We start from the raw sequence: 18,478 nt of genomic DNA, 5'->3' as shown, positions 1-18,478 counted from the left end.
TGATGGGTTTCGCTTCGCTCTACCCATCCTACAACCCCGCAGACACACCTTCGCCCTCTCGCGGCTGAATCTCGCCCGAGTTTTGTCTGGCCGCTTCACCCTCAATTGAAAGGGTGCAGGGAAGACCGGGAGCCGGCTGGCACCCGAGGTCCACTGTGCGAATTGCAGTGAAGAAATCTGCACAGCGGCATACAGGTGTAGCCAGGACATCCCGGCCTTCCCTGCGCAGTGGTTTGACGGCTTATGTCGTGCTCTCCCCGGGGAGCGATGCACTATTGCCCCCGTCGCCTTGCAGATGACTGATGCGCGTGCCCGGTCGGGCGACACGTTCCACCACAAGACTTGGCGCACAGACCCCGGGCGCCAGGACCACACGATTTTGCCGTACGTCGATCACACCGGTCGTATGCGCGACACTCTCGCTCACGGTTGCCCGCCCTGCGATGCCCTTCGCGCCGATGTAACCTGCGTCCACCGCAGCCCGGCCCGCGTGTCGTGACGATCGCGATACGCCCCTTCCTTGGGCCGGGTTGCCGCAACACATACGCCGTTTCCGAATTTCGGTAAAGTGGAATATTTTCGTCGCCGCGCGTTGACCCAGCGTTTGGGTGTTTTGCCCGTCGGGCGACGCAAGGTCTCGTACTCGAATGGAGCGAAGCTTGATCCCCGGGGGCTCGGGATTGTGCTGCGCTCCAGCTTGCCGACGAGCTAGGAGTGGACCCATAAAAGCTACGTCCGCCTTGCTTTTGAAAGGCGACTTAAAAGCCGATTCGCCTGCAGGTCGGCTTGGGCACATTAGTGGAAGCGCGCAGGAGCGCGGCACTATCCAGCCGACAGCGTTATACCACTCTCGGACGAGTAGGCGTGATCCTAACCTGTCGAAACTGATTGTGACCACCCATGCATTACAACGGCAAGCAATTAGAGCGGGGCGCCAATTATCCGGAAACCTTAGCGTCAGTAAACCGGGGGACGTCGTCCATAATTGCGTCTGTTTCGGCGGATGCAAGCGCAGCGTGAAGAGCAGGCTCATCGCGAAATCGATAAACTCCAACGGAAACATCTACCGCATCGGCGTCTCGCGGGAAGAAGGCGGCGGCATCTTCGAGGCCTGCTTCTGCCACCTTGCGAGCGCCGACGGCAGGTGAACATCGACATAATAGTCGCGATCGAAATACGTGCCGCCGCTGCAGGTCACTATCATCGTTGCACTTGTCATAAGCCGACCTTCTAACTTGTTAAGATTGACTATAAACTCATAGAACCCTGCGCCATCTTCAAACTTGGCGCGCGGCGCTGTTTATGATCGCGATTGTCATGTCGGTCGCTCCGCCGCTTCGCCGGCGGGCGCATATCCCGGATGAGACAGTGGCCCCGATGGACCGCTATTTCGAAAAGGTACATGGTGGCCCCCAGCGCCAAGCCGGGACATGCATCCGGCATGTCGTTGGTCAAAGCCGTAGCTGCTCGCTCCTCTCAATCCTCGTCTTGCCACCGCCGCAGGTTCGTTTGATCGTGGTAGGTCATGCGGTCAGGCGTGGTGATGAACTCAATCGTCGTGCCCCATGGCATGCGGCAATAGCAGACCCTGTTTCCGGGTCCTTTTTCGGTTGCGTAGGGAATAGCGCGGGGCGCGGTAAGGACTGTGCCACCGGCCTTCTCGAAGCGCTCAACCGAAGCGTCGATGTCGTCAGTGTAGACGCCGAAGTGCGTAATGCCGAAGTCGCTGGCTCGAACCGGCTGGGCTTGTTCGGGGCCGTGCATTTCGAAGAGCTCGATGTCCGGTCCGGTTCCGATCTTGACCATCGCCTGCGCCCGCACGATCGTTCCAGGAAAAGCACCAGTGGCCCGCTCGAATTCGGGCCCTTGTCGCGGAGGGTCCTGCGGTCCGAAGGACTGATAGATCACCTGGCCCCCGAAAGCTTCCACCAGGAACGATTTGGCTGCTTCGATGTCGGGCACCGTGACGCCGATATGATTGACGCCGCGAATGAAAGGTGCGGTCATGATAGTCTTCCTTTCTCGTTTGATTGATCGAACGCGATGGGTGCGGGCGCAACTCGCCCGCAATGTCGTGATCCGCCCGGCCCACGACGGCGCGGGCGCAGAGTTTCAATTGGCCTTGAGGAAATCGATCAGAGCGGCTGCGACTTCATTCGGCCGCTCGTCAGCGACATAGTGGCTGCACCGCGCAATCGAGCCTCCCGTCACGTTGGTGGCAAACTCCTTGAGCATCGGCACCATCTGCGCACCGAAGCGCTGGTCGCCACCCATGCCAAGCACGGGTATCGCGAGAGGTTGCTTCTTATACTCGAGCGCGGCGGCGTGGTCGGCCGCGAGGGCTCGATACCATTCCATGCCCCCGCGCGTGCGGCCAGGAAGGGTCATCGCTTTCGCGTAGATCTCGATGTCCGCGGGATTGAAGGTGCTGTGATCGTAGAACCGCTCAGCCATGAAGGTCGAAACATAGTCATATTCACGGCCATGGATCAGGCGCTCGGGTAGGTCCCGGTTCATGTGAAAACTGAAGTGCCAGATCCTTGCCGTCGTCGACTCCCATTGCGTCCAGCCAGGAAGTGGAACGTCGAGGACAGCAACATGTGTGACAGCCTCTCGATAAAGTGCCGCCTGGGGCAACGCCACCATTCCGCCGATGTCATGACCGCACACAGCATAGCGTTCATGCCCAAGGGCAAGCATCACTTCATGCGCATCGCGCGCCATCGTCGCCTTGTCATAGCCGCCCTGCGGGCAGTCGGAAAAACCCGCGCCGCGCAGATCGATAGCCACCACGCTGAAGTGCTCGGCCAGCAGCGGCATCACATGGTGCCATTCCCACCATGTTTCCGGCCAGCCGTGAAGCAGAAGGATCGGCGGGCCTGAGCCTCTCGTCACGGCGTTGATCTTGATGCCGTTCACCGGCACCAACTGCTGGGTAAACCCGTTCAATGCTGCGATCATGATCGCTTTCCAGTCAGATGGAGGTGTCAGACAGAGCGCGTCTACAGCGCCCAGGGCTGGTCGAAATCGGTGGCGATCGTGATGTCACGCCAGGCGTCGATGTCGCTGCGGAAGGCCGCTAGCTTTCTCTCGGCGATCGCGTGCGCGACCGGGCCGAGCGGCAGATGGAGCGGGGCGTCCTCGGCGTCGACCGCCTGCAGGATCACTGCGATGGCCTTGTCGGGATCGCCCGCCTGATTGCCGTTGCTGGCTTCGCGATAGTGCTTACGTGAGCTTGCGGCATATTCGGGCATCTCGTTGGCCGCCATCATGATCGATCGGCCAAGGAAATCGGTGCGAAACGGCCCGGGTTCGACGACCAGCACGCGAACTCCGAACGGCTTCAGCTCGCCGACGAGCGCTTCGGAAATTCCTTCCACAGCAAATTTGGCGGCGTGGTAATAGCCCCCGCCGCCGCGGCCCTCGATACCCGCACCGGACGACATGTTGACGATCGTTCCGCCCGAACGTCGTAGGACGGGTAGCGCGGCTCTGGTGGTTTCGATCAGACCGAAGACGTTTACATCGAACATCGGCCGATATTCTTCGGGCGTGCCTTCCTCGATCGCGCCGAATAGTGCGTAGCCGGCATTGTTCACGAGCACGTCAAACTCGCCAAATGTCTCGACCGCCTTCGCGACCGCTGCCTTGGCTGCCGCTGCATCGGTCACGTCGAGTGGCAAGGTGATCATGCGGCCGCCGAAAGGCTCAGCCATTGCCTCGATCGATCTGACATTACGGGCCGTCGCTATTACCCGATCGCCGCGCTGTGCCGAAGCGAGCGCGAGCCGCTTGCCGAAGCCGCTCGAACAGCCTGTGATAAGCCAGGTTTTCATAACTTCTTCTCCGAGTTGTTTCACCCACGCAGCCGCCCTCATGGGGTGGCAGAACCCCAGAAGGACGCGCTCCAGACGATGGCGGGAATCTAGGTGCCTAGATTTGTTCGTTAAGTGATGTAATTGTGCTCTCGGCGTTCAGTTTTGTGCGGGGGGGGGGGCGCGATGGAATGGAGTGATGTAAGGATTTTCCTCGCTGTTGTGCGATCCGGCACGCTCGGCGGTGCCGCGCGTTCGCTTCGGACAAGCCATCCGACCGTCGGCAGGCGCCTTCGCGCGCTCGAGCAGGCAATCGGTCACACGCTCTTCCAGCGCACAGCGGACGGTCTTGTTCTGACCGATGAGGGCCACGGAATCATCGCGCTGGCCGAGCAAATGGAAGAAGGCGCGCTGGCCATGGAGCGCCGGCTTGCGGGGCAGGAGCAGAATCTCAAAGGCAATCTGCGCATTTCATCAACGGACTGGTTCGGGGCCTATGTCCTGCCTCCCATCCTGGCGGATTTCTCGAACGCATACCCCAATGTCGACGTTGAAATCCTGACTGGCACGCGCCGATTCAGCCTCGCCCAGCGGGAGGCCGAAGTCGCTTTTCGTGCCGTTCCGTTCGACACTGCCGATGTCATTCAGCGGCGGCTCTTCAGGCTCGAATACGGCGTCTACATCGCGGAGGAGGCGGCTGATCCCAAATGTGGCGATGGGGCTGGTTTCCGGCTGATCACGCCATCCACGCCCCACTTCCCCGACATCGCGTGGCTCATCGAGAGTTTCCCCAACGCAAGACCGGTCCTGCGATCGAACAACCGCAACGTCCAGGGGCGTATGTGCAGGGAAGGCGTCGGCATCGCTGTCCTGCCCCGCGTGGTCGGCAATCAGATCCCTGGTATCCGTAGACTGGACCTGCCGACGCTGCCGCCAGCGCGAGACATTTGGATGGGATACCACCGAGACCTACGGCGTCTTGGGCGTCTTCGCGCGTTCATTTCGACGGTATCCGACCATCTCGTGAACGCGACCGCCTGATGTGCGGCCTGGAAATGACTCAAGGCTCCCGGAGAAAAACCAAGGTCGCTACAGTCGTCTCGGCCGGTCGCTCCTCGACCGTCCAGTGCCCAATTTGCTTGAATTTCTGAGAAACGGTGTTTGCTAATCCCGCTGAGGTTAGGTGATCCTCTGAACTTCCGCCGTGGGTCACATCCGGGCACCGCGTCCATATCCTTCCTTGGTCCGTAGCATCCCGCAAGCCGACGTCATCACGTAGAGCCTGAAAGGCAGAAACGCGCGAGAGCACAATTGCCGACCTCTCGGCAGCAAGCGGCAAAGTCGGCCAAGGGGCCTCGGAGCGGACGAAGGCTGGCAGCCGCTCCGCTGGAGCTGTTCGCCCCAAGCTCACTCTCAGGCCGCCGGCTACAAGCTCCACAGGTCTGACGATGCTCTGTTTCCGAACACTTACGCTCATCTGCGCGAGGCTGTTGCAGCGGGTTTTCTGCCGTGGTCGTGGCGATTTCGACCGCGCGAGCCCGTCGCCCAGGTTTCATCGTTTCGGTCGGCTGATGGACGCACGAGCCGGCTCAACGACGCGGCGTCCCGTAAGTCGGCGGCGGTGCCTGCACCGTCGGCGCAGCCGCCGCGAACAGTTCATCCTTGCTGCCGCCGAGCGGCGGATAGATGCGCTTGCAGTTGATGGTCTGCTTGGTCGCCTTCGCCGCCGCCCCGGTGGCGCGCACCTCGCGGTCCCAGCCTTCGGTGTAAAGCGCGCCCCAACCGCCGAGATCGAGCACGGTCACGTACCAGTCGATCCGTAGCGGCAGCATCGGCATCCCTGCGAGATCGGCCACCACGTTGTGGCCGGCGAAGCGGCCCATGGGGCGCGCGAACTGGCAGGACATCACGGTTGGATGCAGCCCATCGACCACGCTGGAGGCGATATCGCCGGCCGCGAACACGCCCGGCACATCCGCAACGCGCATGAAGGGATCGACCAGCAGCCGCCCCAGCCGATCGCGCGCGCTTGCAAAGTTCCCGGCCAGTTGGCTCGCACGCATCCCGGCGCACCAGATCACCGTTTGCGCCGGAATGAACTCACCCGAGCCCAGGTGCATGCCGGCAGCTTCCACGGAGGCGACACGCACGCCGAGACGCGTCTCGACATCGAGCGAGGCCAGCGCCGTCTCGATGACGGGACGCGCATGCGCGCCGATGGTCGCGCCGACTGCCGGATTGGGATCGACCAGGATGACGCGTCGGCTGCCGGTGATGCCGGCGCGCGTCAGCCTGTCCGGCATTTCGGCTGCGACCTCGATGCCGGTGAAGCCGGCGCCGACCACCACGACGGTCGAACGCCCCGGCGACGGCGCGCTGCGGCCGAGCGAGACGAGATGGTCCTCGAGGTGAAGCGCCGCAGCGTAGGTGTCGACGTCGAACGCGTGCCCCGCAAGGCCGGGAATGTCGGGACGCATCACCTCGCTGCCGAGCGCCAGCACCAGCCGGTCGTAGGCCAGCGTCTCCTCGCCGCCACTGGTGACCAGCGAGATCTCGCGCCTTGCCGGATCGATCGTCTCGACCTCGCCGATCCCGTGGCTCACGCCGATGGGGTCGAGCAGTTGCGGCAGCGGCAGCGCGACCTCGCTGAGATCGGCCTCGTAGTTGCGCACGCGGATGTTGTGATAGGGATTGCGGTCGATGAGGCGAATCTCGATGTCGCTGTCCGCACCGATCTCGTCACGCTTGCGCGCGGCACCGATGGCCGCCCACAGGCCCGCAAATCCGGCGCCGAGCACGACGATACGCGCCATGTCCGTGGACTGCATCTCCCAAGAAAGCGACAGGCGATCGAGCAGCCTGCCCGCATGGGACATATAGCCTATCCGGGCGGACGGACCAACCGCGACGGCAACGATGGCCGGCGGATTCGCAAAGTGCCGCTTACGCCTCGCGCAGTTCCGACGGCGTCGCGCCGAAGCGCTTGCGAAAGGCGCGATTGAAATAGGACAGATCGGAGAAGCCGGACGAATGCGCGATGTCGCTGATCTTGCGCGCCCTGGCGCGGGGATCGCCGAGCAGCTTGCGCGCATGGAGCAGACGCTGCTCCAGAACGAAGTCGGTGAACGTGGTGCCGGCCTGCTCGAACAGGCGCTGTGCCTGGCGCGGGCTCAAGCCCGAGCGCGTCGCGACTTCCGACAGGCAGAGATCGTTGCGGCCGAGCGCGGCCATCACGTCGGCGCGCATGAGATCGAGGCGGGCGGCCGCCTGCCCGCGACCGCGCGCGAGGCTTGCATGCTCCGCGCCGGTGCCGAGCAGGAGACCGACGAGATCGACCATGTGCTGTGCGGTCAGGCGCTGGCCGACGGCGTCGAGATGCGGCGCGTGATTGGCGGCGAGCGCGTGGTAGCGGAAGATGGTCTCGGCGACCGCGCCGTCCGAGAGCACCTGCGAGAGCTTCTCCTCGGCACGCGGACTGATGTCGAGCAGCGCGCGGCGCGGCATGCGAATGGTGGTGAAGCGGTCCTCGTCGGTGTGGCCGACGGTCCCGGTCACGCTCATGTCGACCAGCACCATCTGTGCGGGCGCGAGCTCGACGGTGTGGCCGTTCTGCCCGACGCGGACGAGCCCCGCATGTGCCGCGATCAGGACGAGGTCATCGCTGCCGTCGGCAAGGTGACTCTGCGTGCGGGAATATTGCGCGGAGGCGCCCTCGGGAATGGCGAGCGCGATATTGTCGACCACGCTGATCTGGAGGCGGCAATCGATGCTGTCGCCGCGGCTCGGCCCGATATCGAGGCCGCAGGGACCGAAGGCCCGTTCGCGCCAATCCTCGAACGCCGGGCCGTGCGGCAGCCCGGCATATTGGTGGAGGAAGATGCCCGGCGTTCTCGCTGCATCCATCTGATTTCTAGCCCCTCTCCGGCACCATGATCGGCGGCGCCGACTGCAAATTCCGGGGATTTGACGCCGCCAATTGCGGGGAGGTTCAAATCGGGGGCGAATTCGGGAGAACTTGTCGGGATACGACGATGGGGATGGACCCTGGCGACAATTTCGTGGCCGCATGAGCGGAGCGACATGCGGGAACATCGTCCCCGATATCGCTTACGCCCATTCGGGCCGCGGGACCTACTGCTTCGCGGGCGCCTGCGGCTGAGACGGCGGCACGGTCTCGATCAGCTTGCCGGAAAACACCGGGGCGGAGGTCGGCTGGCCATCGGGCGAGCCGCCGGCCTGCTCGACGGTGACGGCGTAGGTCGCGCCGCTCACGATGTCCGCATCGTAGCCGGCGAGCAGCGGGCGCGCGGTGAAGTCACTGCTGCCGATCACGCCGAGCGAGCGCGGGCGCGGCAGCTTGTCCGAGATCAGCCAGAGCTCGAAACTCTTGCCGGGCTCCGGCGTCGCGTCGACCTTCCGCACCGTGAAATTCCGCGTCGCGCCGTCGATGGTGAGGATGAAGGCGGGGCCGCCGCCCTGGCCCTGCAGCAGCGCGACATATTGCGCGGAGGCGGCGAGCGGCGCGGCCGGTGTCTTCACCTCGACCGTCTGGATGCGCGGCGCGGGACGCAGGCTGCCCGGCAGCGCGTCGGGCAGGAAGATCTGGAGCGACAGCGTCACGAGCAGCGCGGCCGCGAGCGCGGCGGCGGCGGATGCGATGGAGCGCCAGCGCTTCACCCGGCCCTCGAGACGAATCACATTGCCGTCGTCGACGACCGGCGCCTGCGGTGCGCGGACGACGTTGAGATCCGGAGCGTGGACCTGCGGGATGAATTGCGGCGCAATATCGGGTATGGCGTCCGGCTCGGGACGCGACGTCTCCGGTGGCCCGGCGTCGGGATGCTGCACCTCCGCCGGGTGCGAGTTTTCGGCCGAGGGCTCCACAGTCTCCGGCGAGGATACAGGCGGCGGCGAAGCCTCGGCAAGCGCAGGTGGCTCCTGCGCAAGGGCCGCGCGCGAGATCTCGGACCTGATGTTCTCCCACACGATCGGACGCGGCTCGATCGAGCCGACCATCTGGTTGAGGGCGCCGAGCCGGAAGGACCAGGCCTGCACGATTCCGGCGAACGCCTCGTCCACCGCCATCATGGCCTCGACCTGCGCGCGCTCATCGGCGTCGAGCGTACCGAGCGCGTATTCCGCGGCGAGCGCGATATGGTCCTCAGTGTAGGCCATCACATTCCTTCAACCTCTCCCCGGCGGGGAGAGGTCGACCGTCGTTGCCGCGCTGGTCGTGCCACTCTCATCATCCTCTAAAGCCCGAGGCACTCCCGGATATCCAACATGCTGCGCCGGAGCCACGTCTTCACCGTGTTGACAGGCGCTGCGAATTTCTCCGCCAATTGCTCGCGGCTCCAGCCGTTGTAGTAGGCGAGAAGCACGAGCCTCTGGCGGTCCGGTTCGAGCCGGCCGATGCATTCCAGGAGCCGCTTCAGCTCCTCGGTCATCTCGCGGCGCGCCAGCGGATCGGGACTCTCGGCCGCAACCTCCATCGCCTGAGGCTCTTCCTCGATGGAGACTTCCGACTTCTTGCGCACGATGTCGATCGCACGGTTGCGCGCGATCGAGGCCATCCACGTGATCGGCGACGACAGGGCCGGGTTGAACTGGGCGGCGCCGTTCCAGATCCTGACGTAGGTCTCCTGAATGACCTCCTCTGCGAGATCCTGTCGTCGCAAGATACGGAGCACGACGCCATAGAGTTTCGCGCGCGTGGCGGCGTAGAGGCGCTCGAACGCGGCCCGATCGCCCTTCGCCACCGCCTCAATCAACCCGACCAGCTCTGCTGGCGTCAGCATTCAGCCCCCTCATCTTCCTCCCTCTCCCCGAGGGGGAGAGGGTCGGGGTGAGGGGGAGTCTCCACAAGGGAGGTTGCAGCGGACTCGCCGAGAGTCCCCCTCACCCGGATCGCCCCGCAAGCGAGGCGAGGTGAACCACCCACCACCATAGCGCGCGGCAAAGCCGCCCACCAAGGGGCGCGGCGCCACGCTGTGGACAGCACATACGAAGACCCGGACCTTGCGGGTCCGGGTCTGGCAAATTCCAAGGTGGTCTGGCTGCTGGCGGCTCAGGCGACCGCGCCGATGCGGGCGCGCATCAGGCCGATGCTGTCGAGGTCGGCCTGCTCGCGGGCGTTTTCCTCGGCGCGTTCGCGGGCCTGGTCGCGCTCGTCGAGCAGCTCGACCTTCTTCAGTTCCTCGAAGGCCTCGGCCAGCGCGGCCTTGGCTTCGTCGAGCTGGCCCTTGAGCTCGTCGGCCGAACGGGTCAGGTTTTCGCGGCGCTGGATCGCGGCCTTGGCGTAGGTCGGATAGGCGAAGTGCGAGGGATCGTTGATCCCGGCACGCTCCTGCTCGGTCTGGATCTCGCGTTCGAGATCGACCGACATCCGCTGGAAATCGGCGATCATGGTCTCGATCTGGGTGACCCGGCGGCGCTTCTCGTCGACCTGAAACTTCTTCAGGCGAATGAGGGTATCTCGTGACTTCATCGACTCGTACTCCCCAGAAGTCCCCCCGCTGCACGTGGGACGATACCGGTCACCCCGCGGGCCCGATAAAGACCCAGACCGGCTCTGCTACTCTGTGGGGACGGATGATGACCTGACAAAGTTAGCGTTCCGTTTCCAAATTGCCCAGGATTTGCGCCAACTGGCGGTAGCCGTCCGCGAGGGATGCATTTTCGTCCTTGCGCTGGCGCAGGAAGGCCTCCAGCGGCTCGTGCAGGCGGATCGCCTCGTCGACCTCGGGGCTGGAGCCGGCCCGGTAGGCGCCGAGCCGGATCAACTCCTCCATGTCGGCATAGGTCGCCATCACCGCCCGCGCCCGCTGGATCACGGGCCAGAATTCCGGATCGGCCGATTTCGGCATGGTCCGGGATACGGATTTGAGGATGTTGATCGCGGGATAGCGGCCGCGCTCGGCGATCGAGCGCTGCATCACGATATGGCCGTCCAGAATGCCGCGGACGGCATCCGCAATCGGCTCGTTGTGATCGTCGCCGTCGACCAGCACCGTGAAGATGGCGGTGATGGCGCCCTCGCCCAGCCCCGGGCCGGCGCGCTCCAAGAGCTTCGGCAACTCGGTGAAGACGGTCGGCGTGTAACCCTTGGCGGTCGGCGGCTCGCCGGCGGACAGGCCGATCTCGCGCTGGGCCATGGCGAAACGCGTCACCGAGTCCATCAGGCACAGCACGTCCTTGTCCTCGTCGCGAAAATATTCGGCGACCGCCAGCGTCAGATACGCGGCCTGGCGGCGCATCAGCGCGGGCTCGTCGGAGGTCGCGACCACCACGACCGAACGCGCGAGGCCCTCCTCGCCGAGATCGTCCTGCAGGAATTCCTGCACCTCGCGGCCGCGTTCGCCGATCAGCCCGATGACGCTGACCGCGGCATCGACGTTGCGCGCGAGCATCGACAGCAGCACCGACTTGCCGACGCCGGAGCCCGCGAAGATGCCCATGCGCTGGCCGCGGCAGCAGGTGAGGAAGGTGTTCATCGCCCGCACGCCGAGATCGAGCGGCGCGCCGACGCGCTTGCGCGAATGCGCCGGCGGCGGCGTGTTGCGAAACGGCATCGGCGAGGACCCCTGCGGCAGCGGCCCCTTGCCGTCGATCGGCTCGCCCAGCGCGTTGACGACGCGGCCGAGCCAGGCTGCGGACGGCCGCACCTGATTGGCGGCATTGGCAATGACCGCCTTGCAGCCGCGGCGCACGCCGTCGAGGCCGGCGAACGGCATCACGACAGCATTGTTGCCGGAGAAGCCGATCACCTCGCAGGGGATGGAACGGTTGGCGCCGGTCTCGATCACGAGCCGCGCGCCGACCGACATGGCGTGAATGGGACCGGCCACCTCGACCATCAGGCCGCGCACGCCGACCACGCGGCCATAGATATTGACGCCGTCGATGTCGCCGATCTGTTCGGCAAGAGCCTTCATCAGGAGCGCGCCTTCATGTGAGGGCCTTCATGAGCCGGTCACCTTCGATCCCCGGGACTTCACGGTGAAAGCCTTAAGTTTCGCCATATTTCTGAACGGCGCTTAACTTCGTGTTTACCCGCATCATTAATCATTGCGTCACTGTCTTTGTGACTGAGCGTGACTTCCCTTCAGAAGAAGGCTGAGTCACGGGAGTCGGTTAGGCCCGTCTCTTAAAGTGGAGCTTGAACGGAACCGGGTGACGAAAGCTGCTTCGCGCGCAAGACCTTAGGGCGATTCGACAAAAATTGCACCGGGAGGACTTGCGTTCCAGAATCAGAGTTTGTTAACCATCTGTCGTCAGGATCCGAATCAGTTGTTCAAAGGCGTTTTGTTGAGTGCCGCGAATGCGGCCGACCTGACGCCCAGGAGCGGCGACTATGGGGAACTGGCATGCGCGTTTTGCTGATTGAAGATGACAGCGCCGTCGCGCAGTCGATCGAGCTGATGCTGAAGTCGGAGAGCTTCAACGTCTACACGACCGATTTGGGGGAAGAAGGCGTCGATCTCGGTAAACTATACGATTACGACATTATTCTCCTCGACCTCAACCTGCCCGACATGTCCGGCTACGACGTGCTCAAGCAGCTCCGGGTCTCCAAGATCAAGACACCGATTCTGATCCTCTCCGGCCTCGCCGGCATCGAGGACAAGGTCAAGGGTCTCGGCGTCGGCGCCGACGACTACATGACCAAGCCCTTCCACAAGGACGAGCTGGTGGCCCGCATCCACGCGATCGTGCGCCGCTCCAAGGGCCATGCCCAGTCGGTCATCCAGACCGGCGACCTCGTCGTCAACCTCGACACCAAGACGGTGGAAGTCGGCGGCCAGCGCGTGCATCTGACCGGCAAGGAATATCAGATGCTGGAGCTGCTCTCGCTCCGCAAGGGCACGACCCTCACCAAGGAAATGTTCCTCAACCACCTCTATGGCGGCATGGACGAGCCGGAGCTGAAGATCATCGACGTCTTCATCTGCAAGCTCCGCAAGAAGCTGGCCAACGCCTCCGAGGGGCGCAACTTCATCGAGACCGTGTGGGGCCGCGGCTACGTGCTGCGCGAGCCGCACGAGGCCGACGAGCGCATCCCCGCCTGATCCCTGGGTTTCGTCGCGAGCCCGACAGGGCTCGTTCCTCCCAGCCTGGACCCCGCCGCAAATGGCGGGGTTTTGTTTTTGGGGCATCGCTTCATCCCTGGCTTAACGTTTGAACCGCTATCCTTTCCCCGCCGACGAATGGTCGCCGAACTCTGGGGGAACGATGATCCTGCAATCACTCGCCGGCCTGCCCGCCTTCCTGGTCTATTTCTGCACCGGTTTGATCGCGATCGTGGCCTATCTGCTCGTCTACACCCGCATCACGGCGCATAACGAATTCCAGCTCATCCGCGACAACGAGCCGGCCGCGGCGATCGCGCTCGGGCTCAGCCTGCTCGGCTTCGTCGCGCCGCTGGTCAGCGCGATCGCGCATTCGGCCAATGTGGTGGACTGCCTGATCTGGGCGACGATCGCACTGGTCGTGCAGATCATCGTGTTCTATCTGGTCAGGGTGCCGGTACCCAACCTGTCGGCGCGAATCGATTCCGGCGAGCTTGCACCCGCGATCTGGCTCGGACTGTCCTCGTTCGCTGCCGGGCTGCTCAACGCCGCCAGCATGATCTACTGACATGGCCGGCAAGCCCTCCAGGAAGGAGTTCGGCAAGCGCCAGCCGGCGGCCGAGCCGCCGTCTCCGCGGCCGCCGGTGAAGCGCTCCGGCCATGTCGCGCTGCTGGTGATGGGCACGCTCGCGGTCGGCACCACCGCCTACACGCTGATGCCGCGGCAGAATTGCGAGCCGCCTCCTCCTGGAACGGAAGCCGCGGCGCAGGCGAGCACGGCGTGCAGCAGCAGAAGCGGTTCCTCGAGCGGCGGCAGCAGCTCGCGCTGGTCGTCGCGATCGAGCTTCTTCAGCGGCGATTCCTCGAGCCATTCCGCGCCGTCTGTCTCGGGCTCCCATGGCGTGAGCCGCGGCGGCTTCGGCTCGTTCGGCCACGGCTTCTCGGGCGGCGGCTGATCCATGCAGCGCATCACCTGTCTGGAGCGCGACGACTGGCGAGAGACCGCAGCGCAATGCGGCTTTTGCTTCCACACCATCGACGGCGAACGCTACTGGGACGAGCGCGCCTATTACGGCTTCACGCTCAACGAGATCGAGCACGACATCGAGATGCCGACCGGCGAGATCGAGGCGATGTGCCTGGAGCTTGCCGCCCGGGTCATCGGCGACGAGCGCCACTTGCGGCGCTTGCAGATTCCCGAAGCGTTCTGGAGCCTGATCGCCGAGAGCTGGGAGCGCGACGACCGCAGCCTCTATGGCCGGCTCGATCTGAAGTTCGACGGCAGGTCGCCGGCAAAGCTGCTCGAATACAACGCGGATACGCCGACCTCGATCTTCGAGGCCGCGGTGTTTCAATGGAGCTGGCTCGAACAGGCCATCGAGCGGCGCATCATCCCTGCTCGCGCCGATCAGTTCAACTCCATCCACGAAAAGCTGGTCGCGGCGTGGAAGGACGTTGCGGCCAGCCGTCATGTTCATCTCGCCGGCACCACCGGCAATGAGGAAGACGCCGGCACGCTGGCCTATCTCGAAGACACCGCGCGCCAGGCCGGGCTGTCGACCACGCTGCTCGACATCGAGGCGATTGGCTGGCGCGACCAGGCCGGCGGCTTCGTCGATCTCGACGACCGCGACATCGCGCTCGCCTTCAAGCTCTACCCGTGGGAATGGATGTTCCACGACGCGTTCGGCGCAAAGCTGAAGGATGCGCCGACGCGCTGGATCGAGCCGCCGTGGAAGGCGGTGCTCTCCAACAAGGGCATCCTGCCGCTGCTCTGGGAGATGTCTCCGAGCCATCCCAATCTGCTGCCCGCCTTCTTCGAGGACGATCCGCGCGCCGCCGAGCTCGGCACGTCCTATGTCCGCAAGCCGCTGCTGTCGCGCGAAGGCGCCAATGTCACGATCGTATCGGGTGGCATGCCGCTCGACGAGCAGACGGGCCCGTACGGCGCCGAAGGTTTCGTGCGGCAGGCGCTGTCACCGCTGCCGAACTTCTCGGGCTTCTATCCGGTCGTGGGAAGCTGGCTGGTGAATCACGAGCCGTGCGGCCTCTCGATCCGCGAGGACGAGAGCCCGATCACGGGCAACCACTCGCGCTTCCTGCCGCATGCGATCTTGTAAGATGCGCTCGCGAGTCCGTCGGTGAGGGCACGCGAGCGCGAAGGTTCTCATGTCCGATCAGGGTGTCTTGACGATGAACCGTCCATCGTACAGGAAGGCGCCCTTGAACCCACTTTTCACACTTTCGAAGCCGCCAGTGCCCGTCGCGTTTGCATACGTTCCGGTGCCCGACAGAATCGTATATTCACCCTTTGCCTTGCCGTCCTTGACCGCACCGGTGTAGCGCGCGGTGATCGAGGAGCCATCATCGAAGGTGTAGGTGCTGTAGCCGAATATGGGCCCCGAGCCCTTGAGCAAATCACTTGAGTTGACGAAATCCTTCACGGCAATGCGGCCATCCTTGAAAAGGGCGACGCCAAACATTTTGCCGGACATGACCGTCTGACCTTCGACGTTCGCAACCTCGGTGACCTTAACGTCCACCGGCTTGGTGACGAGCTTGAATTCGAGCACTTGCTCGCCGGCGCGAGCCGTCGCCGGCAACGAGAGCGCAACCAACAAGAAGTACGAGGCACAAGACATTCGCATGGTATGTCCTCCTCAAATTCGTTCATGATGGAATGGAATCCCGCCTCGGTTCGGCGGGATCGTCGATACCATAGCACAACCTTCAGCTGTTGATCAGGGCCACGGGCACGCTGCATCGCGGCCCAAGCACGATTGTGCGGTAGCGGAGTAATTCCCAGCGTTCAAATGCTCGTGCAGCGTCGCGCACAATGACGGGAAACATCTCGTCGGATGTCGCCGATCGCTCGCAGCGACGGCGCTCTCTCAGATTGCCCGCCGTTCGACACTTACCTTGCCGCGGCAACCTTCAGCGGCTGCGGCATCAATCCGCCCATCGGGCGGCCGGAGCGAGCGGGATTGAGCTGATAGAGACCACGGCGCTCGGTGATGGGGCGGAATACATCGGTGATGCCGACGACGGATTCGGCGGCACCCAGCAGCAGCGTGCCGTCCGCCTCCATCGCCTTCGCCATCCGCTCGAAGATCACCGCCTTGGTGTCCTGATCGAAATAGATCAGCACGTTGCGGCAGAAGATGACGTCGAACGTGCCGAGATGGGAGAAGTCCTGCAACAGATTGAGCTGGCGGAACTGCACCATGGCGCGAATGTCGGCATTGAGCTGCCAGAGCTCGCCGACCTGCGAGAAGTACTTCATCAGGTGCTGGATCGGCAGGCCGCGCTGCACCTCGAACTGGCTGTAGATGCCGGCCTTCGACTTTTCCAGCACCTCCTGCGACAGGTCGGTGGCGACGATCTCGATGCGCCAGCCGGCCAGCGCCGCCCCCATCTCCTTCACGCACATCGCGATCGAATAGGGCTCCTGCCCCGTCGAGGACGCCGCCGACCAGATGCGAAGCGACTTGCGCGCCGCGCGTGCCCGGATCAAGCCCGGCAGGATGGTGTCGCGCAGATGATCGAACGGGATCTTGTCGCGGTAGAAGAAGGTCTCGTTGGTGGTCATTGCCTCGACCACGTCGGTCGCGAGCCGGCCGTCGCCGTTCCTGATCTTCAGCACGAGATCGGGGATGCCTGGAAGGCTTGCCTTGCGCGCGAGCGGCAGCAGCCGGCTCTCGACCAGATATTGCTTGTCGGCGGAGAGATCGAGGCCGGAGCGCTCTTTCAGGAACTTGCGCAGATAGTCGTAGTCAACAGGCGTCACGAGCGGTCTCCCGCGAACAGGCGATTGACCTTGGCGCCGATCTGGTTGAGCGGCAGGATCGCCGCGCAGATGCCGGCATTGGCCGCCGCCCCCGGCATGCCCCAGACCACGCTGGAGGCTTCGTCCTGCGCGATGACGCTGCCGCCGGCAGCAACGATGTCCTTGCCGCCGCGCATGCCGTCCGAGCCCATGCCCGTCAGGATCACGGAGAGGATGGCGCCATGCCAGACGTCGATGGCCGAGGTGAAGAGCGGATCGACCGCGGGCTTGCAGAAATTGACGGCCGGCCCGTCATCGAGCGCGATCGCGACGTCCGCGCCGCTGCGCACGACGCGCATATGCTTGCCGCCGGGCGCGAGGTAGATCCGGCCCGGCTTCACCGGCTCGCCGTCGACCGCCTCGCGCGCCGGCCGGCGGCTCGAACGCGCCAGATGCTCGGCAAGGATGGTGGTGAAGGTCGGCGGCATGTGCTGGGTGATCAGCACCGGGAAGCGGTCGATGACCGGGCCGAGTTCGGTGACGAGCGACATCAGCGCCTGAGGGCCGCCGGTCGAGGAGCCGATCAGCAGCACCTTCGGTGCCTGGGTCGAGAACGGTCGCGTCGACGGCGATCCCGGCGACGGGGCATGCATGGCCGGAGCGGGCGCGGGCGCGGCAGGCCGCGCGACGGGACCGCGCGCGGCCGGAGCCGGGCTCGCGGGCGCCAGCGGCGGGCTCAGAACCGCGGACTTGCGACGCAGCCGCGCGCCGAGATGGCGGATCTTCTGGATCAGGTCGTGATGAAAAATGTCCGCGGCCGACGCCTCGCGCGTCGATTCCGGCTTGGGAATGTAATCGGCCGCGCCGAGCGACAGCGCCTTGAAGCTGATCTCCGCGTTGCGGCGGGTCAGCGTCGAAGCCATGATGATGACGAGATCACGCTTCTTCGCCAGCAGCTGCGGCAGCGCCGAAAGGCCGTCGAGCTCGGGCATTTCGATGTCGAGGACGGCGACGTCAGGGTTGATGCGCCCGAGCTGGTTGACCGCCTCGAGCCCGGTGCGCAGCGAGGCTGCGACCTCCATGTCGTGCTCGGCGCCGATCCAGCGCGAGATCAGACCGCGGATGACGACGGAGTCGTCGACGATCATCACCCGCAGCGGCCCCGCTTCGCGCGACGGCGTCGTGGTCGAATTCCCTGCGAACGCAACACTCATTACTCACCAACTCAGACTGAAACGGTACAGTTGAAAACAGATGCCGAAGGATCGTTCAGCCTCCGAGCGATCGCTCAGATAAGGCCGACTTCCTGGAATTTCGCGGTCACGATGTCCTTGTCGAAGGGCTTCATGATGTACTCGTTGGCGCCGGCATGCAGCGCGCGCGCAATATGCGCAACGTCGTTCTCGGTGGTGCAGAACACCACCTTGGGCTGGTCGCCGCCGGGCATGCGCCTGAGATGGCCGAGGAACTCGTAGCCGTCCATGACGGGCATGTTCCAGTCGAGCAGCACCGCATCGGGCAGGCCGCGCTTGCAGGCTTCCAGCGCCTTCTCACCGTCCTCGGCTTCGAGGATCTGGAAGTCGAGACCTTCCAGGATCCGGCGCGCAACCTTGCGGATGACGCTGGAATCGTCGACGACGAGACAAGTGCGCATGTGAACCTCTGCTTCCTCCCCTTTGCGGGGGCACTTCCAATTGCTGGCACGTCGGCGGCAATGCCGCTGTATCAGGCCGCCATCATCTCGGGCGCGAGCTCGAGGACGCGATCGACGTCGAGGACGACCATGAGCTGTCCGTCGAGGCGGTGGACGCCGCCGGCGAGCTTGGCCA

Annotated in this window: 19 protein-coding genes and 1 pseudogene; 6 read left to right on the top strand and 14 right to left on the bottom strand. The window is 64.4% G+C overall.

Annotated elements, in window-relative coordinates:
* Positions 1 to 1,016: 1,016 nt before the first annotated feature.
* Positions 1,017 to 1,148, top strand: coding sequence for a hypothetical protein (locus XH87_RS21050; RefSeq protein ID WP_271588724.1), 132 nt, complete (start codon positions 1,017 to 1,019; stop codon positions 1,146 to 1,148).
* A gap of 328 nt (positions 1,149 to 1,476) precedes the next feature.
* Here XH87_RS21050 and XH87_RS21045 read toward each other — a convergent pair whose 3' ends face one another.
* The 3 genes from XH87_RS21045 to XH87_RS21035 form a co-directional block, all read right to left on the bottom strand.
* Complete coding sequence (locus tag XH87_RS21045) at positions 1,477 to 2,007, bottom strand: VOC family protein (protein ID WP_271588723.1); 531 nt, start codon at positions 2,005 to 2,007, stop codon at positions 1,477 to 1,479.
* 105 nt (positions 2,008 to 2,112) lie between these two features.
* Positions 2,113 to 2,961, bottom strand: coding sequence for an alpha/beta fold hydrolase (locus XH87_RS21040; RefSeq protein ID WP_271588722.1), 849 nt, complete (start codon positions 2,959 to 2,961; stop codon positions 2,113 to 2,115).
* Positions 2,962 to 3,002: 41 nt separating this feature from the next.
* A complete protein-coding gene (locus XH87_RS21035; RefSeq protein ID WP_333909191.1) occupies positions 3,003 to 3,836 on the bottom strand; it encodes an oxidoreductase in 834 nt (277 codons plus the stop codon).
* 165 nt (positions 3,837 to 4,001) lie between these two features.
* Between XH87_RS21035 and XH87_RS21030 the strand changes: the two genes are divergently transcribed.
* Complete coding sequence (locus tag XH87_RS21030) at positions 4,002 to 4,856, top strand: LysR family transcriptional regulator (RefSeq protein WP_271588720.1); 855 nt, start codon at positions 4,002 to 4,004, stop codon at positions 4,854 to 4,856.
* A 548-nt stretch (positions 4,857 to 5,404) separates the two neighbouring features.
* Here the strand turns inward: XH87_RS21030 and XH87_RS21025 are convergent.
* The 6 genes from XH87_RS21025 to fliI all read right to left on the bottom strand — a co-directional run bounded on the left by XH87_RS21025 (position 5,405) and on the right by fliI (position 11,749).
* Positions 5,405 to 6,628 (bottom strand): NAD(P)/FAD-dependent oxidoreductase, encoded by a 1,224-nt coding sequence (locus XH87_RS21025; RefSeq protein WP_271589146.1) that lies wholly within the window; start codon positions 6,626 to 6,628, stop codon positions 5,405 to 5,407.
* Positions 6,629 to 6,758: 130 nt separating this feature from the next.
* Complete coding sequence (locus XH87_RS21020) at positions 6,759 to 7,718, bottom strand: helix-turn-helix transcriptional regulator (protein WP_271588719.1); 960 nt, start codon at positions 7,716 to 7,718, stop codon at positions 6,759 to 6,761.
* 228 nt (positions 7,719 to 7,946) lie between these two features.
* Positions 7,947 to 8,990 (bottom strand): anti-sigma factor domain-containing protein, encoded by a 1,044-nt coding sequence (locus XH87_RS21015; RefSeq protein ID WP_271588718.1) that lies wholly within the window; start codon positions 8,988 to 8,990, stop codon positions 7,947 to 7,949.
* Between the two features lie 77 nt (positions 8,991 to 9,067).
* Positions 9,068 to 9,613, bottom strand: a complete 546-nt coding sequence (locus XH87_RS21010) for a sigma-70 family RNA polymerase sigma factor (RefSeq protein ID WP_271588717.1) — start codon at positions 9,611 to 9,613, stop codon at positions 9,068 to 9,070.
* 269 nt (positions 9,614 to 9,882) lie between these two features.
* The gene (fliJ, locus tag XH87_RS21005; RefSeq protein ID WP_011084990.1) at positions 9,883 to 10,302 is read right to left on the bottom strand and encodes a flagellar export protein FliJ; all 420 of its coding nucleotides are present in this window, start codon (positions 10,300 to 10,302) and stop codon (positions 9,883 to 9,885) included.
* Positions 10,303 to 10,423: 121 nt separating this feature from the next.
* Positions 10,424 to 11,749, bottom strand: a complete 1,326-nt coding sequence (fliI, locus tag XH87_RS21000; RefSeq protein ID WP_271588716.1) for a flagellar protein export ATPase FliI — start codon at positions 11,747 to 11,749, stop codon at positions 10,424 to 10,426.
* A gap of 432 nt (positions 11,750 to 12,181) precedes the next feature.
* On the opposite strand from fliI, the gene ctrA reads away from it, so the two are divergent.
* The 4 genes from ctrA (at position 12,182) to XH87_RS20980 (ending at position 15,003) form a co-directional block, all read left to right on the top strand.
* Entirely contained in the window at positions 12,182 to 12,883 is a 702-nt protein-coding gene (ctrA, locus tag XH87_RS20995) for a response regulator transcription factor CtrA (protein WP_016848562.1), read from the top strand.
* A 163-nt stretch (positions 12,884 to 13,046) separates the two neighbouring features.
* Positions 13,047 to 13,451 (top strand): DUF350 domain-containing protein, encoded by a 405-nt coding sequence (locus XH87_RS20990; protein WP_271588715.1) that lies wholly within the window; start codon positions 13,047 to 13,049, stop codon positions 13,449 to 13,451.
* A 1-nt stretch (position 13,452) separates the two neighbouring features.
* Positions 13,453 to 13,839: a hypothetical protein gene (locus XH87_RS20985; RefSeq protein ID WP_271588714.1), complete on the top strand. Its 387-nt coding sequence runs from the start codon at positions 13,453 to 13,455 to the stop codon at positions 13,837 to 13,839.
* A 3-nt stretch (positions 13,840 to 13,842) separates the two neighbouring features.
* A complete protein-coding gene (locus tag XH87_RS20980; protein WP_271588713.1) occupies positions 13,843 to 15,003 on the top strand; it encodes a glutathionylspermidine synthase family protein in 1,161 nt (386 codons plus the stop codon).
* Between the two features lie 57 nt (positions 15,004 to 15,060).
* Here XH87_RS20980 and XH87_RS20975 read toward each other — a convergent pair whose 3' ends face one another.
* From XH87_RS20975 to XH87_RS20955, 5 genes and pseudogenes are all read right to left on the bottom strand, one after another.
* A complete protein-coding gene (locus tag XH87_RS20975) occupies positions 15,061 to 15,531 on the bottom strand; it encodes a hypothetical protein (protein ID WP_035705345.1) in 471 nt (156 codons plus the stop codon).
* 266 nt (positions 15,532 to 15,797) lie between these two features.
* A complete protein-coding gene (locus tag XH87_RS20970) occupies positions 15,798 to 16,670 on the bottom strand; it encodes a CheR family methyltransferase (RefSeq protein WP_271588712.1) in 873 nt (290 codons plus the stop codon).
* Positions 16,667 to 17,863 (bottom strand): protein-glutamate methylesterase/protein-glutamine glutaminase, encoded by a 1,197-nt coding sequence (locus XH87_RS20965; RefSeq protein WP_035705341.1) that lies wholly within the window; start codon positions 17,861 to 17,863, stop codon positions 16,667 to 16,669. The genes XH87_RS20970 and XH87_RS20965 overlap by 4 nt, the downstream gene beginning before the upstream one ends.
* Positions 17,864 to 17,937: 74 nt before the next feature.
* Positions 17,938 to 18,303 (bottom strand): response regulator, encoded by a 366-nt coding sequence (locus tag XH87_RS20960; RefSeq protein ID WP_007600538.1) that lies wholly within the window; start codon positions 18,301 to 18,303, stop codon positions 17,938 to 17,940.
* A gap of 71 nt (positions 18,304 to 18,374) precedes the next feature.
* Positions 18,375 to 18,478, bottom strand: a pseudogene (locus XH87_RS20955) (chemotaxis protein CheW); the annotation flags it as partial.

This window comes from Bradyrhizobium sp. CCBAU 53415 (assembly GCF_028128735.1).
GTDB lineage: Bacteria > Pseudomonadota > Alphaproteobacteria > Rhizobiales > Xanthobacteraceae > Bradyrhizobium.
Note: the sequence above shows the minus strand (reverse complement) of the source record. Positions and strands in the feature narration are given on the sequence as shown.